Here is a 15812-nt window from a genome sequence, read left to right on the forward strand (position 1 = left end):
GACTGGCACATCGATTTAATAGCAAGATTACATCCAATAACTTAACCGTGACTGAAACCGCCCCCTGCCATCAGGCTGATTATTGTTTTGATGCCTGCCGGCCATCCAGCGCTTGCAGCAATTGATATGCGGTCGTCACCCGGGCGTCGACTGGATAGTTTTTATTCGCCAATATCACGATGCCGGTCTTTTTCGCCGGTATAAACACCACGTAGCCGCCAAAACCGTTGGTCGAGCCGGTTTTATTGATCAGCACATTGGCTTGCGGCGGCAAGGCCGGCTCGATACGGGTGGCCGGATTCGGGTGGTAGGCCATGTCGCCGGAATTGCCAGCTAGCAGCGGTTTTAATTCCACCGGATACGCATACTGTTCCCAGATCAAGTCCTGGGTCAGCGTGCCGGACCTGAAGTAGCCGGTCTGGGTGTGCTTGATGGCGCGCTGCCATTGGTCATCGACCTTGGCCAGCTGCATGTTAGCTTCGAGAAATTGCAGCAAGTCGCCAGTCCCGGTCTTGACGCCATAGGCTTCGGCGGCCAGCGGCCCGGGCGACACGCGCACTGGCGCGTCCTTGCTGTTATATCCTTGCGCATAGTGCTTGAATTGGCTGGCCGGCACCTTGATGTAGCTGTGTTTCAAGCCCAGCGCAGGAAACAGTTTTTTTTCAAGCGCATCCTCGAACGGGATATCCATGCTCCTGGCGGCGATCCAGCCCAGCAAGCCGATGCCCGGATTGGCGTAAGTGCGGTAAGTGTCTGGCGCATAAGCCGGTTTCCATTGCCTGAAATAGTTCATCACCTGTTCGTCGCTTTGTACCTCATCGGGGAATTGCAGCGGCATGCCGCCCGGCGTGTGGGTTGCCAGGTTCAACAGGCTGACCTGGTCGAGGCTGCTGCCGCGCAGCGCGGGCAGGTATTTGCTGGCCTTGTCCGACAGGGCCAGCTTGCCGTCGACTTCCGCATAGGCCGCCAGCGTCGCGGTGAAGGTCTTGCTGATCGAACCGATTTCAAACAGCGTGTCCTGGTCGACCGGCAGCTTGCTGTCCCTGGACGCCACGCCGTAGTTATAAAAATAGCGCTTGCCATCGACGCTGATGCCGACCGCCATGCCGGGGATATTGTATTGCTTCATCAGCGCCGCGACGGCGCTATCGACCTGGTCCTTGAGCGGCGGCTGCGCATCGCCGGCGGCGTGGCCGGCAAGGGGAAAGGCGCAGGCCAGCAGGGAGATGAGTTTGATTATTTTCATGCGTTCAGGATTCCTGCTTGATGATACGGAAGTCGTCCACTATAGCCGAAGCCGATGCTGGATGGCGCCGCATAGGAGCGGTTTATCTTGCTGCGACGCAACATCGAAAACCGTTGACTGTTTTGGCAAGACCGCACGACACTACGCTTGATATCAATTTTGCAAACTTTCCGGGAGATTGCATGCCGTCTTACCCTATGAGTCCCGTGATGGGGCAAATGATGAATCAGCCGCTGCTGATTTCCAGCATCATCGAGTTTGCGTCACGCCATTATGGCGCCAGCGAAATCGTTTCCCGCAGGATCGAAGGCGATCTGCACCGCTACACTTACCGCGCATGCCACCAGCGCGCACGGCGCCTGGCGAATGCCTTGCATGGCCTGGGCGTGGCCATCGGCGACCGCGTCGCGACGCTGGCCTGGAATGGCTACCGGCACCTGGAAGCGTATTACGCGGTGTCCGGCTCCGGCGCGGTCTTGCACACGATCAATCCCCGCCTGCATCCCGAGCAAATCGCCTACATTACCGGCCATGCTGAAGATAGATGCCTGTTGTTCGACCTGACCTTCCTGCCGGCGGTGGAAGGCATGGCGTCGCAATGCAGGACGGTGCAGCATTACGTGCTGATGTGCGACCGCGACCGCATGCCGCAACACAGCGCCATCCCCAATCTGCTGTGTTATGAAGACTTGATCGACAGCCATTCCGACGATTACCAGTGGCCGCTGTTCGATGAAAATTCGGCCGCCACGCTGTGTTACACGTCTGGCACCACCGGCAACCCGAAAGGCGCGCTGTATTCGCACCGCTCGACGGTGCTGCACGCCTATGGTTCGGCGGTGCCGAATGCGCTGAATGTGTCGGCGATCGATACCGTGCTGCCGGTAGTACCGATGTTCCACGTGAATGCCTGGGGCTTGCCGTATTCGGTGCCGCTGTCCGGCGCCAAGCTGGTGTTCCCGGGCGCCGCGCTGGACGGCAAGTCGCTGTTCGAACTGTTTGAAAGCGAGCAAGTGACGTTCTCGGCCGGCGTGCCGACGGTCTGGCTGGGGCTGATCAATTACGCGCTGCAAAACCAGCTGAAATTCTCCAGCTTCCGGCGCACCGTGATCGGCGGCGCCGCGTGTCCGCCATCGATGATGGATACCTTGATGGACCAGTTCGGCATCGAAGTGGTGCATGGCTGGGGCATGACGGAAATGTCGCCGCTGGGCACCACCGGCGGCTTGCAGGCGCGCCATTTGACGCTGCCGAAAGACGAACAGCGCAAGATCTTGCACAAGCAAGGCCACGCGATTTATGGCGTCGACCTGAAAATCGTCGACGACGATGGCAAGGAGTTGCCGTGGGATGGCACGAGCTACGGCCATTTGCTGGTCAAGGGACCGTGGATCATTGCATCGTACTTCAAGGACGAGGGCGGCGACGTGCTGCAAGACGGCTGGTTTCCGACCGGCGACGTGGCCACCATCGACGCCGACGGCTATATGCAAATCACCGACCGCAGCAAGGACGTGATCAAGTCCGGCGGCGAGTGGATCGGCACCATCGACCTGGAAAACCTGGCGATGGCGCATCCGGCCGTGCTGCAGGCGGCGTGCATCGGGCTGCCCCATCCGAAATGGGATGAGCGGCCGCTGCTGCTGGTGGTCAAGCGGCCCGGCATGGATGTGTCCAGGGAAGAACTCTTGCAATTTTTCGATGGCAAGGTGGCGAAATGGTGGATACCGGATGACGTGGTGTTCATCGACAGCTTGCCGATGGGGGCCACCGGAAAGGTCCAAAAGAATAAATTGCGCGAGCAGTTCAAGGAGTATTGTTTGCCGGCAGCATAGTTTTGTCAGCTGAGCCCGTTGTGTTGGGAAGCGCCAAGGCTACGCGCTTCCCACTGTATTGCTATGCTTTATTGAAACACTCGAGCGCCGTTCTTTACCCAGTCCCTGGGGATAGTGGTCGGTGTGATCTGGTTGATGATGGACGCTACCTTGTGCACGGTGCGTGTGTCGAAGACGGCAATGTCCTGCCGGCCGTGATGGTCGGGGAATCCAAGCTGTGATCCCAGCGTATTCGCCACCAATCGTTTTTGGTTTTCAAGGTCATGCGCCGGCGCGCCGATAAATGACAAGGGGCTATCTTGTGCCGCTTGTTGTGACGATGGCGGCGTGAAATATACGGTTTGTTGCAAACCAACGTGCACGGTGCCGCTGTCGACTTGACGCGGCGGCGTCGTTTCACGCTCGCTGCCGGGATTTTTGGTGGAGTGGAGGAAGTCCACGTTTTTGTTAAGGCCGAAGACATATTCGCCATAGGTTGCGGTTTCTGGCAGGGTAGAAACCCAGGCGCCGGCTGAACCGGTGCCGGTCCGCGGGCTCGACACTTTGATGCCCGGACGTTCCGAGTAGAGGATTTCTTCGCTGTTTTCCTTGGTCGAGCAATGGTAGTAGCTTGGCAAAGCCACCGGCACGCCGGCCTGGTAGCGCTGCATCATCGTGCTCAAGTACTGGCCCATGCGTTTTTCGTCGCGGTTATTCGGGTCCAGATTATGAATCACGGTAGCCAGCACCGCACCGACGTTCAGCGGCGCCGTTTGCGACGGGCGGCTTTCGTATATTGCATCGGTCAGGGCAAGCCTGTTTGCCTCGCCGCCAGTGCTCATGGTTTGGCGCATCAAATTCGCGACGTCGCCGTTAGGCCAGGATTTTGCCGATTGAGAATATTTGGCTTGTTGTGCATTTCTTATCGTATTGCTTGCCTCCTGCTCCAGCTTGGCGACAATCTGGGATTTAAAATTGTTATCCATGTCAGGGGTATTCATCACCTCGTGTTTCAGTGCAAAGAGGTTGCCGACCGCATCGAAGCCTGTCGCCCCCGTCGTCCCTTGCAAGGCACTATTCACGCGCGATTCCAGCGACGGTGGTGCCGCTGGCGTCGTATTGCTTTTGCTCTTGCCTTGTATGCTTTTCACCATTTTATTCCAGACGCCGGGGTGCTTTTGCTGGCGCGGTGCTTTTTGCGATTGCGAGGTGGAAGCGCTGCCTGTAGATGGCTGGGGCTGGTTCAAGGCCGACCGCGACCCATATTGCGCAGCGGAGGCGGTCGATGTGTTGGTATTATTGAAATTGGTATACATATTGATCCTGTCTATGAACGATATCGTCGGTTCTTTGCAATCTCACATGGCAATGTTGTCCGAGTGCGTAGCAATAAGTTGCGACAGGCTGGCAAAAGGTTCCGTGGCGCAAGCCTCGTCTAAGCGCCCCCGTTTGTTGTGAGTGTAAAAATAAAATTCACTTAAAATTTATACATTATTTAAAAATAGAATAATTATTTTTTGCAATTTATTGCTGTGTCCGCTATGGTAGTCCACGGCGCCGCTGCTGTTTTTTCAGCGGCGTACCGCGATGCATACCGGCTGGCCTGGTGTCGGCAGCCGTCTTGCCATCTCCATAATATCAACGTCAAAAGCTTGGAGGATGTATCCATGAATGCAAAGGACGAGCAGCAAGCCGTGTCACAACGTCGCAATTTCTTGAAAAAAACGGCCAAGGCCGGCGCCGCGGGCGCTTTTATCGCCTGGATGCCGCTAGCGCGCATCAGTTCGGCGCAGGCGGCTTCTTGCAGCGTGCCGGGGAATTTTCCGGTTGAAATTTCCTTGTACAAGCAAACCTTTCACAACTGGGCCGGCGATATCAAGGTCGACGATGTGTGGACCTGCGCGCCGCGCAACGCGGACGAAGTGCTGAAGGTGGTCAACTGGGCCAAGGACAATGGCTACAAGGTGCGTCCGCGCGGCATGATGCACAATTGGTCGCCGCTGACGGTGGCGGCGGGCGATGTATGTCCGGCCGTGGTCTTGCTCGACACCACCAGCCACCTGACCGCGGTCAGCATCGATCAATCGGCGACGCCCGCCACGGTGACGGCGCAAACCGGCATTTCGATGGAAGCGTTGCTGACGGCGCTGGAAGGCAAGGGCCTCGGCATGACCGCGACGCCGGCGCCGGGCGATTTGACGCTGGGCGGCGTGCTGGCGATTAACGGCCATGGCACGGCGGTACCGGCGCTGGGTGAACAGCGCTTGCCGGGCGCTACCTATGGTTCGCTGTCGAACCTGGTGCTGTCCGTCAAGGCGGTGGTGTATGACACGGCCAGCCGGGCGTATGTACTGAAAACCTTGGTGCGCAGCGAGCCGGACATTGCCGCCTTGCTGACCCATGTGGGACGCGCGCTGATCGTCGAGGCCACGCTGCAAGTGTCGCAAAACCAGCGCCTGCGCTGCGAAAGCCTGTTCAATATTCCTTACACTGAAATGTTTGCCGCGCCTGGGTCGGCCGGCAAGACCTTTGCCAGTTTTCTCGACAAGTCCGGCCGGGCCGAGGCGATCTGGTTTCCGTTCACCACCAATCCATGGCTCAAGGTATGGAGCGTGGCGCCCACCAAGCCATTCTGGTCGCGCGAGACCAACGTGCCGTTCAATTACACTTTTTCCGATAATCTGCCGGCGGGCTTGAGCGACCTGGCCTATAAAATCGTCACGCAGGGGCAGGGCGGATTGACGCCGACCTTCGGCCAGCTGCAATACACGGTGGCGTCCGGCGGACTGGTGACCACCGCATCGTGGGATTTGTGGGGCTGGTCGAAAAACCTCTTGTTATACATCAAGCCCACCACCTTGCGCGTCACCGCCAATGGCTATGCGGTGTTGACCAGGCGCGCCGATGTGCAGCGCGTATTGCATGAATTCACCACCTTTTACCAGGCCCGGGTCGCCGCTTACCAGGCGCAGGGCCGCTACCCGATGAACGGTCCGGTCGAAATCCGCGTCACCGGCCTGGACCAGCCGGGCGACGTGGCCGGTTCGAACGGCGTGTCGCCGGCCCTGTCTGCCTTGCGTCCGCGTCCCGACCATGCCGACTGGGACGTGGCGGTGTGGCTGGATATCCTGACCTTTCCCGGCACGCCGTATGCCAACCAGTTTTACCGCGAAGTCGAGCAATGGCTGGAAGCGACGTATAACGGCGCTTATGCGGCGTTGCGCCCGGAATGGTCCAAGGGCTGGGCTTATTCCGACCAGGCCGCCTGGGCCGATCCGGTGGCATTGCACACCACGGTGCCGAACGCCTACCGGGCCGGACAAGCGAGCGGCAGCAACTGGGATAGCGCCAAGGCGGTGCTGGACAAGTATGACCCGCACCGTTTGTTCTCGGCCAGGCTGCACGACGACCTGGGGCTGTAGCCGGGACAGGCTAGGCGGCTGCTTCCGGCATTTCCCTGGACAGCCTTTGCAACAAGCGGTCGCACTGGAAGACGCTCAGCGTGTGCCGCTTGCTGTCCGTGCTGATGTCGATCATTTCGTCCATTTCACCGCGTAAATCCTCGCTGCTATGCTCGTTGCGTATCAATTGCGGCGCGGCATAGCGCTGGCTGTCGGGGATGGTCATGATGTTGTCGACCGCATCGACCAGGAAGCCATAACGCTCGTCACCCCGTTCGACGATCATGATTTTCGATTGGCTGCTGTCTTGCAGCGCCGGCATGTTGTAGAGCAGGCGCAGGTCGATGATGCTGATCATCTGTTGCCGCAAGTTTAGAATGCCGCGCATGAAACCGGGCATGCCCGGCGGTTTGGTGATGGCGCCGCCGAAATCGATGATTTCGCGCACTTGCTTGATTTCCACCGCAAAACTGTTTTCGACCGTGAAGGTAATGTAGACCTGGCGCTGGGCCTTGCGCTTGTCGGCTTGCTGCGCCTTGATGGCTTGCTGGTCCTGGTCCGGGTACAGATTGGCGTGGCCGGTGCGCATTTCAACGATTTCACTGTTCGAAAAGATCTCGCCCTGGTTCAGGAAGATGATGTCGCCCAGGTCCGGTTTCGAGATGCAGCCGCCAAACATGCCGGCGCGCGCCTTGCTCAGCAACGGAATCGGCAATATTTCATCTGGAAAGAAGTGCACGATATTATCGACTGAATCGACCAGGAAGCCGATCGTGGCGTCGTCGATGCGGGCGATGACGATGCGCTGTTCGGGCTTGAAGGTACGCATGCCTGGTTCCGGCGCGGCGTTCAGCAGCGCGGCGAAGTCGACCACGGCGACCTGGTGGCCCCGAAAATTGATGCGCCCCAGGCACAACTTGCTGTTCAGTATTGAATTGTGCAATTCCGGGACATTGATGATTTCCTGGATCGCGCCCATTTCAAACGCGAACGTCGAACCGGCGGCGCGGAAGCTGACGCATTGGCGCCGCTCGCTCTGGGCGTGGTAGCGCTGGCTGTGCAGCTTGCCGCTGACCGCTTGTTGGGCCAGCACGCGCGGCACGTTTTCAATCTGGATCAGGCTGGCCGGATTGAGGATTTGCAGCAAGCGCTTGCCGTCGTCCAGCAAGATGGTGCCGGCGATCACGCCATTGCTGTCGGCCGCGCTGTAGCGCAGCGTGCTGCGCTGTTCCGGCCGCACGCGCAGGATTTCGCCGGTATCGTGGAACAGGATGCCGACCAGCACTTGCTGGTAATCGATGATGGCGATTTTATGCTGCTGTCCGGCGCGCGGCGCGTCCGGATCGAACAGGCGCGCCAGGTTGACCACAGGAATGACGCTGCCGCGCAAGGTGAACATGCCCTCCAGAAAGCTTGGCGACAAGGGCAGGGCGGTCATCTTATCCGGGAAATTGACGACTTCGCGGATACAGCTGGCCGGTAGCGCGAATTCGTCGTTGCCGAGGTAAAAGGAACCAAACAGTTCGCTGGCCGCGGCAGTCGCGGCGGTTTCAATATGCTGCGCTTCGCTCATTTCCATATGCCGGCTCCGGTGATTGTGCGACGATCTTGGTGATGGAATAACTTTGGTCGGCGCAATCGATCAGTATTTGCCGGCCGCATCTGCCGCCCAGTTCGCAATATTCGACGTGCAAGCCGCACTGCGACAGGTATTTGCGCGCCGCCGCGACGTTTTGCTGACCCACCTGCAAGCGTCCGGAGCGGCCGCTGAACATGCTGGCGCCGCCCGCCAGCACGACTTCGATATCCGGGTAGTCGGACTGGCGCGCGCCCATCAGGCGCAGCAGCGACGGCACGGCCTGGCTGACGTAGCGTGCGCCTAGGCTGTTATCGGCGTCCGGCGATTCCGGTAATAAACAATGGGCCAGGCCGCAGCGGCCACCTTTTTTCCAGATGAAGGCGATGCCGACGCAGGAGCCTAGCACGGCTTGCAATTGTTCATCGCGCGCGCCGACCTTCAATTGGCCCATGCCGACTTGCTGCAAATGGTGTTCCATCATATGACCCATTACCTCGTCCCTCCAGTGCGGTACACCATCGGGAACTCGAATTGGTATTCGGTGCCGAGGCGTTTGATGGTTTCGGATTCGCCCAGCACCAGCCGGGCGTCGGGTTGCATGCTGTGGCGTGCCTGTTTCAGCACGGTTTCCTGGTGTTCGGCGTCGAAATAAATCAGTACATTGCGCAGGAATACCAGGTCGAACTGTTGCGCCGGGCGCAACACGCCGAGCAGGTTGTGCTGCGCGAACGACACATTTTTCTTCAGCAGCGGTACCACTTGCACGCTGCTGCCGTCGGTCGTCAGGTATTTTTTCGCCATCTCCGGCTGCGACAGCTTGATGCGCTCGACCGAACGGCCGATATAACGCCCGGCGCTGGCGATATCGAGCATTTGCTGCGAAATGTCGGTGGCCAGGATCTGGTAGCGGAAGCTGGGCGCCTTCAGCTGGAACTCTTCGCACAGCATGGCGATCGAATACAGTTCCTCGCCGCTGGCGGCGGCCGCCGACCAGATTTTCAGCGTCTTGCCCGGATGGCGCAGCAGCCAGGCCGGCAAGAACTGGCGCGCAAAATAATCCCATACCTGCGGCGTGCGGAAGAACAGCGTGTCGTTGGTGGTCACCAGGTCGATAAAGTGCGGTATTTCGGCGCGGTCGCTTTCGACCCGCTCCAGGTAATCCTGGTAGCTGTGCAGCGCCAGCGCTTTCAGGCGCGGCTGCAAACGCCGTTCCAGCAAGATACTTTTCCTTTCCGTCATCGCAATGCCGGTGTGCTTGCGCACCAGCGCGATCAGGGCGCTGAGGATGTCGGGCGTCAGTGCTGCGGATGTGTCCATGGCTACTCCTTACCTTACCTTGTCTAGACCACGAAGCCGGAGACGGTTGTGTTCAAGCCGCCGGCGCGGTCGTTCAAGCTGTCGATGGAGCGGGCGATGCCATCGCAATTGGCGGCCGATTTTTCGGTTTCCTCGGCGATATACTGGATCGCCGCGCTGACTTCCTTGGCGGTCAGCAATTGCTCGTTGGCCGCCTTGGAAATGTCGGAAATCGCCAGCGTCGTCTTGCCCACGCCGGATACGATCTTGTCGAACGCATCGCTGGCCTGTTTCGAGATTTCGCTGCCGGTCGACACGCGCTTGACCGACTCATTAATCAGTTTGGAAATTTCCTTGGTCGCCTGCGACGAGCGCTCCGCCAGCTTGCGCACCTCGTCGGCCACGACCGAAAAACCGAGTCCGTGTTCGCCGGCGCGGGCCGCTTCGATGGCGGCGTTGAAGGCCAGCATATTGGTCTGGTTGGCGATTTCGCTGATGACCTTGACGATTTCGCCGATGTCTTCCGACGAGCGGTTGATCAAATCCATCGCTTCGATCGATTTGGCGACGGCCTTGGCGCCCGCCTCGGCCTCGTGCTGGGTCGACTTGGCCAGGAAATCGGCATTCGAGGTGTTTTCCGCGATCGAATGGATGGAGTGGGTCAGGCCGTCGATCGACGCATTCATTTGCTCGACCGTGGCGCCGAGGGCCTGGGTGCCGACCGCCACGCCGGTCGAGCGTTCGGCGATCAGGTTCGACGCTTCGGCAAAGCCGCTGGCCGCCGACACCACGTTGCCGATCACCGAGCGCAAGTCGGCGATCATCTTGCTGATGCCGCCGGCCAGCAAGTCGATCGGTTCATTGCCTTCCACCTTGATGCTGCAAGTCAAGTCACCTTGCGCCGCGCGCGCCACCGAGGCCAGCAATTCCTCGACCTTGTGGGTATCGCTTTGTGCCTTGACCTTGATGCTGTTTTCCAGATTCACCTGGTCGGTAATATCGATCGCGAATTTGACGATCTTGTAAGGCTTGCCATTAAAATCGAGGATCGGATTATAAGTGGCTTGTATCCATACTACTTTGCCGTGATTGCCGATGCGTTTATAACGGCCGCTGTCGAATTCGCCGCGATTCAATTTCTGCCAGAATTTTTTATACTCCGGGCTATTCGCATATTCAGGCTCGCAAAATATGCGGTGATGTTCGCCCTTGATTTCATCGAGCGTATAACCCATGACGTCGAGGAAATTGTCATTCGCGTCGAGCACCTTGCCATTGATATCGAATTCAATCACCGCCTGCGCCTTGCCGATGGCGCTGACCTTGCCCTGGTATTCGGCATTGCGGATCTTGTTGCAGGTAATGTCGGTGGCAAACTTGACCACTTTCAGCGGCTTGCCGTTGGCATCGAAGATCGGGTTATACGTGGCGTTGAGCCAGATTTCGCGGCCATCCTTGGTCAGGCGCTTGTATTCTCCGGATTCATATTCGCCGGCGCCCAGCTTTTGCCAAAAATCGGCATACTCCTCGGTCTTGACATAGTCCGGGTCGCAAAATATGCGGTGGTGCCTGCCTTTGATTTCCTCCAGCGTGTAGCCGACCGACTTCAGGAAATTATCGTTGGCAGACAAAATAGTGCCGTCGAGATTAAATTCGATGACCGCCTGGGATTTGCCGATGGCATTCATTTTACCTTCGTAGTCGGCGTTTTTCTGCTTGCTGGCGGTAATGTCGCTGGCAAACTTGATCACCTTGTACGGCTTGCCATCGGCGTCGAACACCGGATTGTAGGAAGCGTCGATCCACACTTCGCGGCCATCCTTGGTGATGCGCTTGAAGTCGGCGTGTTCGAATTCGCCGCGCGCCAGTTTGGCCCAGAATTCGCGGTATTCGGAAGAGCGGGCATAGGCCGGGTCGCAAAAAATGGCGTGGTGCTTGCCCTGGACTTCGTCCAGCGTATAACCGAGCAGGCGCAGGAAATTTTCGTTGGCGTGCAAGATGGTCCCGTCGAGCTCGAATTCAATCAAAGCCTGTACCCGGTTGAGTGCGGCATTAATAGCTTGTAAATCCAGACCCTGCGATTTGCTTACGTGGCTAGCTGCGTCCATTATATTTCCTTTGATGTGGGCACTTTCGTTATATTTGGATAGATTTAACCTGCCAGCGATTTCATTTGTGATTATTGGAGAGAATCGGGTGCCGATTGTTTCTCTGGTCTCGAATTAAATTATACCTATCCCATAACAAAGAAAATGAGCCGTCCCGATTATTTGAATGCCGTTGTATAAATACAAGGATGGAACCGGTAAAAGTGGCCTGTAACGCATGTTTTAGCCTGCCTCACGATAATCACGAGGTCATCTTGTCATTATGTTTTGCTACTTGGAAAGTTATTCAATCGATAGTCACTCTTGCTATTGTTGTAGTAGTCGCTGGCGATCCATCGCGGCCGATAAACAAGCTCATCTACGATACACGGAGAAATAATTCAAAATCGTAAAAATTGTCAATATGACTTGCCTGACTTCCCGCCAGCATGGCGCAGCGTGTAACATCGGCCACCCGAGCACGGGTGAATAAAAATAATACGATCGTTCTTTTATGCGGTATAGTCACACATCACACTCCGCATGCTGTTTTAACTACAACAAGGAAGAGACATGAGCGCCGAATATCAAGTCAACGGTTCCGTTGCCGTCATTACCCTGAATAATCCGCCGGTCAACGGCCTCGGCCTGGCTACCCGCAGCGCCGCGGTCGCTGGCATCCAGCAGGCGCTGGCCGATACCAACGTGACAGCGATCGTCATCACCGGCGCCGGCAAGGCGTTTTCCGGCGGCGCCGACATCAAGGAATTCAATTCGCCGAAAGCGCTGGCCGAACCGACCTTGCACACGCTGATCCATGTCGCCGAAAGCGCGACCAAGCCGGTCATCGCCGCGATCCACAGCGTGTGCATGGGCGGCGGACTGGAGCTGGCGCTGGGCTGCCATTACCGTATCGCCGCGCCGGATGCGCAAATGGCGTTGCCGGAAGTTAAACTCGGCCTGTTGCCGGGCGCCGGCGGCACGCAGCGCCTGCCGCGCGTGCTGGGCCTGGAAATGGCGTTGAACATGATTGTGTCGGGCAACCCGGTGGTCTCCGACAAATTGGCGCAGACCGCGCTGTTCGATGAAGTCATCGCCCCGGGCGCCGATCTGCTGGCGGCCGCGATCGCTTTGGCCGGCAAGGTCGCCGATCTGCGCCCGCTGCCGAAAGTGCGCGACCGCAAGGTGGATTATCCGAACCACGAAGCGTTCCTGCAGTTTTCGCGCAATACCGTCAAGGCGATGGCGGGCCCGTTCCCGGCGCCGCTGAAATGCGTCGACACCGTGGCCGCGTCGGTGACGATGCAGTTCGAGGACGGCTTGAAGTTCGAGCGCGACTTGTTCATGCAATTGCTGCAGTCGGCGGAATCGAAGGCGCTGCGCCACGCGTTCTTTGCCGAGCGGGTCGCCAGCAAAGTGCCGGATGTCCCGGCCGACACGCCGGTGCGCGCCATCAAGCAGGCGGCCGTGATCGGCGCCGGCACCATGGGCGGCGGCATCGCGATGAATTTCGTCAATGCCGGCATCCCGGTGATCTTGCTGGAAACCAGGCAGGAAGCGCTGGACAAGGGGTTGGCGACGATACGCAAGAATTATGAAAACACGCTCAAGAAAGGCAAGCTGACGCAAGAGAAATTCGAGCAGCGCCTGGCCTTGATCAGCGGCACCTTGTCGTATGACGCAATCGCCCAGGCCGACATCGTGGTCGAAGCCGTGTTTGAAGACCTGGCCGTCAAGGAAACCGTGTTCAAGAAACTCGATGAAGTGATGAAGTCGGGCGCGATCCTGGCGTCGAACACCTCGACCCTGGACTTGAACCGCATCGCCGGCTTCACCAGACGTCCGCAAGACGTGATCGGCACCCATTTCTTCAGTCCGGCCAACGTGATGAAATTGCTGGAAATCGTGCGCGGCGCGGCCACCGGCAAGGACGTGCTGGCGACCGCGCTGGCGCTGTCGAAAAAACTCAGGAAGACCGGCGTGGTGTCGGGCGTGTGCGACGGTTTTATCGGCAACCGCATGATCGAGCAATACAGCCGCCAGGCCGGGTTCTTGCTGGAAGAGGGTTGCCTGCCGGAACAGGTCGACAAGGCCGCCGAAAAATTCGGTTTTGCGATGGGACCGTTCCGCATGGGCGATCTGGCCGGCAACGACATCGGCTGGTATATCCGCAAACGCCGCTACGTCGAAACGCCGGAAGTGACGTATTCGAAAACCGCCGACTTGCTGTGCGAACTGGGCCGCTACGGCCAGAAGACCGGCGCCGGCTGGTATGATTACCAGGCGGGCGACCGCAAGGCGTATCCATCGGAAGTGGTCAACGACATGATCGTGCGCCATTCGGGCGACATCGGTGTCGAGCGGCGCAAGGTCAGCGACCGGGAAATCGTCGAGCGCCTGGTGTATGCGCTGGTCAATGAGGCGGCGCTGATACTGGAAGAGGGCATCGCGCTGCGCGCCTCCGATATCGACATGGTGTACCTGACCGGCTACGGTTTCCCGCTGTTCCGCGGCGGGCCGATGTTCTACGCCGATACGGTCGGCTTGCCGAACGTGCTGGCGGCGATCGCCCAATACGCCAAGGGGCGCCATGGCGATGCATGGAGACCGGCGCCATTGCTGGTCAGGCTGGCGGCGGAAGGCAAGACGTTCAACGGCTGAGTTGACAACTGAGTTGACAAATAACAGGGCGGTTTCCCCACGGCTGGGTAGGCGGGGAAACCGCCCTGATAATAAAAAGAGGTAGGCGTGAATATCGAACGTATTTTGCAAAGCATGAAATTGCACCATGGGGATGACACGATTCAAGGTGTCCAGACGGCTCATCGTATACAACTGGTAACAGCGATGGGCATCAGGCCCGGCATGCGCGTGCTGGAAGTCGGTTGCGGGCAAGGAGATACCACGGCGGTGCTGGCCGAGGCGGTCGGTGCGCAAGGTTTTGTCAGGGGGATAGACATCGCGGATGCGCAATATGGGATGCCGATTACTTTAGGACAAGCAGCCGAGCACTTGAAAGCCGGTCCATTGGGAGCGCAACTGGCTATCAGTTTCGAAACAGATCTATTAACTCTCCCCCTGTCGGAACAATATGATGCGGTCGTTTTCTCACATTGCTTATGGTATTTTGATGGCAAAAAATTATTGCAACAACTCTTGAGAAAAGCTTCGCTGCATGCCGCTGTGGTTCATGTGGCTGAATGGGATATCGTGCAGGTCCGCCCGGCAGCACTGGCTCACCAGATGGCGGCGTATGTCCAGGCGTTTTATGCGACGCTGGAAAAAAATGACAGCAATATTCGTACCTTGTTTACACCGCAGCAAGTAAAAGATGTCTTGGCGGAGTTATTTGCGGATGTTGAACAACAAACCATCGATGCCAGCGGCCTGCAGGACGGCCAGTGGGAAATCGACTGCGCGCGCAGTTTACATTTTGAAGCGGCATCGGAAGATCAGCAGCATTTTGCAGCGTCCCTGCTGCAATCGATGGAGTCATTCGGGAACGACAGTGTTCAATCCTTAAACAGTTTCTTACTCACCGCCACGCAAAGAAAATAATGCGCAAGGCGATACAGCCAGACTACCCGTATCAGTTAGCATGGTGTCGAAGTGCAGCCCGACGCGGCTGCGCACCAGCAGGTCGTGACGCAGGTTATCCGGTCACGCATACAATCATATCAATACCGCACGAGCTTGCTGACCGTTCTTAGAGCCTATCCCAGTAGTGAGCGTCTTTTGCTGGCCGCGCATCGGGAGCGCGGACCAGGCGTGAGGAGGACGCGTGGCGGGCCACGCGACGACGAGCAACGCAGTCCCCGTTCCTGATGAGCGCCAGAACAGGGCGTATTCATCTACTGGGATAGGCTCTTAGTCAGGCCTGTGTATGGCATACCGCCTCGATGCGGTTGCCGTCCGGGTCGAGCAGGAAGGCGGCATAATATGTGGGGTGGTAGTCGCGCACGCCCGGTGCGCCATTGTCGCGTCCGCCATGCAGCAGCCCCGCCTGCCAAAAAGCGTCGACCTGGGCGCGGGTGGCCGCCTTGAAACAATAATGGCGGCGCGGCGCATCTTCCGGCCTGGGACCCAGCCGCACTGAAAAATAGCTGCGTTCGGGATGCTCGCGGTTGCTGCGTTCGCCATAACCGATCCAGGCGTCGGCATGATCCGAGCCGACCTTGACCACGTTCAAGGCGGAAAACACGGCGTCGTAAAAAAGCTCGGCGTTATACAAGTTGGCAACAGTGATAGAGACATGATCAAGCATGTTGATATTGTAATCGAGAATAGTAACAGGAAGTAATAATTGCCCCTTATCGGGCATAAATGACTTTGCCCTTACGGTAAAATAGCGCAAGTTTTGATTAATATTTCATTCACAGTTTCACTGGG

11 protein-coding genes and 1 pseudogene are annotated in these 15812 nt (G+C 58.0%); 4 read left to right on the forward strand and 8 right to left on the reverse strand.

Annotated elements, in window-relative coordinates; all coding sequences use genetic code 11:
• Positions 1 to 79: 79 nt before the first annotated feature.
• A complete protein-coding gene (gene ampC, locus GJA_RS11235; protein WP_038492143.1) occupies positions 80 to 1246 on the reverse strand; it encodes a class C beta-lactamase in 1167 nt (388 codons plus the stop codon).
• 182 nt (positions 1247 to 1428) lie between these two features.
• Between ampC and GJA_RS11240 the strand changes: the two genes are divergently transcribed.
• On the forward strand, positions 1429 to 3081 hold the full coding sequence (locus GJA_RS11240; RefSeq protein WP_038492145.1) for a 3-(methylthio)propionyl-CoA ligase: 1653 nt from the start codon (positions 1429 to 1431) through the stop codon (positions 3079 to 3081).
• Positions 3082 to 3149: 68 nt separating this feature from the next.
• Here GJA_RS11240 and GJA_RS11245 read toward each other — a convergent pair whose 3' ends face one another.
• Positions 3150 to 4376, reverse strand: a complete 1227-nt coding sequence (locus GJA_RS11245) for a hypothetical protein (RefSeq protein ID WP_038492149.1) — start codon at positions 4374 to 4376, stop codon at positions 3150 to 3152.
• A gap of 351 nt (positions 4377 to 4727) precedes the next feature.
• Between GJA_RS11245 and GJA_RS11250 the strand changes: the two genes are divergently transcribed.
• Complete coding sequence (locus GJA_RS11250; RefSeq protein WP_038492152.1) at positions 4728 to 6482, forward strand: cholesterol oxidase substrate-binding domain-containing protein; 1755 nt, start codon at positions 4728 to 4730, stop codon at positions 6480 to 6482.
• 10 nt (positions 6483 to 6492) lie between these two features.
• Here GJA_RS11250 and GJA_RS28690 read toward each other — a convergent pair whose 3' ends face one another.
• From GJA_RS28690 to GJA_RS11270, 5 genes and pseudogenes are all read right to left on the reverse strand, one after another.
• Positions 6493 to 7029 (reverse strand): chemotaxis protein CheW, encoded by a 537-nt coding sequence (locus tag GJA_RS28690; RefSeq protein WP_422567932.1) that lies wholly within the window; start codon positions 7027 to 7029, stop codon positions 6493 to 6495.
• Between the two features lie 63 nt (positions 7030 to 7092).
• Positions 7093 to 8040 (reverse strand): annotated as a pseudogene (locus GJA_RS28695) (chemotaxis protein CheW); the annotation flags it as partial.
• Positions 8012 to 8530, reverse strand: coding sequence for a chemotaxis protein CheD (locus GJA_RS11260; protein WP_051780675.1), 519 nt, complete (start codon positions 8528 to 8530; stop codon positions 8012 to 8014). The gene GJA_RS11260 and the pseudogene GJA_RS28695, both read right to left, overlap by 29 nt.
• Positions 8530 to 9357 carry a CheR family methyltransferase gene (locus GJA_RS11265; RefSeq protein WP_038492155.1) on the reverse strand — a complete coding sequence of 276 codons (828 nt, stop codon included), beginning with the start codon at positions 9355 to 9357 and terminating at the stop codon, positions 8530 to 8532. Before GJA_RS11265 ends, GJA_RS11260 begins: the two co-directional genes overlap by 1 nt.
• A 23-nt stretch (positions 9358 to 9380) precedes the next feature.
• Positions 9381 to 11444, reverse strand: coding sequence for a methyl-accepting chemotaxis protein (locus tag GJA_RS11270; protein ID WP_081905352.1), 2064 nt, complete (start codon positions 11442 to 11444; stop codon positions 9381 to 9383).
• A gap of 552 nt (positions 11445 to 11996) precedes the next feature.
• Here GJA_RS11270 and GJA_RS11275 point away from each other — a divergent pair.
• Both GJA_RS11275 and GJA_RS11280 read left to right on the forward strand, forming a co-directional pair.
• Complete coding sequence (locus GJA_RS11275; protein ID WP_038492157.1) at positions 11997 to 14084, forward strand: 3-hydroxyacyl-CoA dehydrogenase NAD-binding domain-containing protein; 2088 nt, start codon at positions 11997 to 11999, stop codon at positions 14082 to 14084.
• A gap of 87 nt (positions 14085 to 14171) precedes the next feature.
• Positions 14172 to 14981: an SAM-dependent methyltransferase gene (locus tag GJA_RS11280; RefSeq protein ID WP_144241490.1), complete on the forward strand. Its 810-nt coding sequence runs from the start codon at positions 14172 to 14174 to the stop codon at positions 14979 to 14981.
• A 313-nt stretch (positions 14982 to 15294) separates the two neighbouring features.
• On the opposite strand, the gene GJA_RS11285 is transcribed toward GJA_RS11280, so the two are convergent.
• Positions 15295 to 15687, reverse strand: a complete 393-nt coding sequence (locus GJA_RS11285; RefSeq protein WP_038492160.1) for a VOC family protein — start codon at positions 15685 to 15687, stop codon at positions 15295 to 15297.
• Positions 15688 to 15812 lie beyond the last annotated feature (125 nt).

The organism is Janthinobacterium agaricidamnosum NBRC 102515 = DSM 9628 (genome assembly GCF_000723165.1).
Taxonomy (GTDB): Bacteria; Pseudomonadota; Gammaproteobacteria; order Burkholderiales; family Burkholderiaceae_D; genus Janthinobacterium; species Janthinobacterium agaricidamnosum.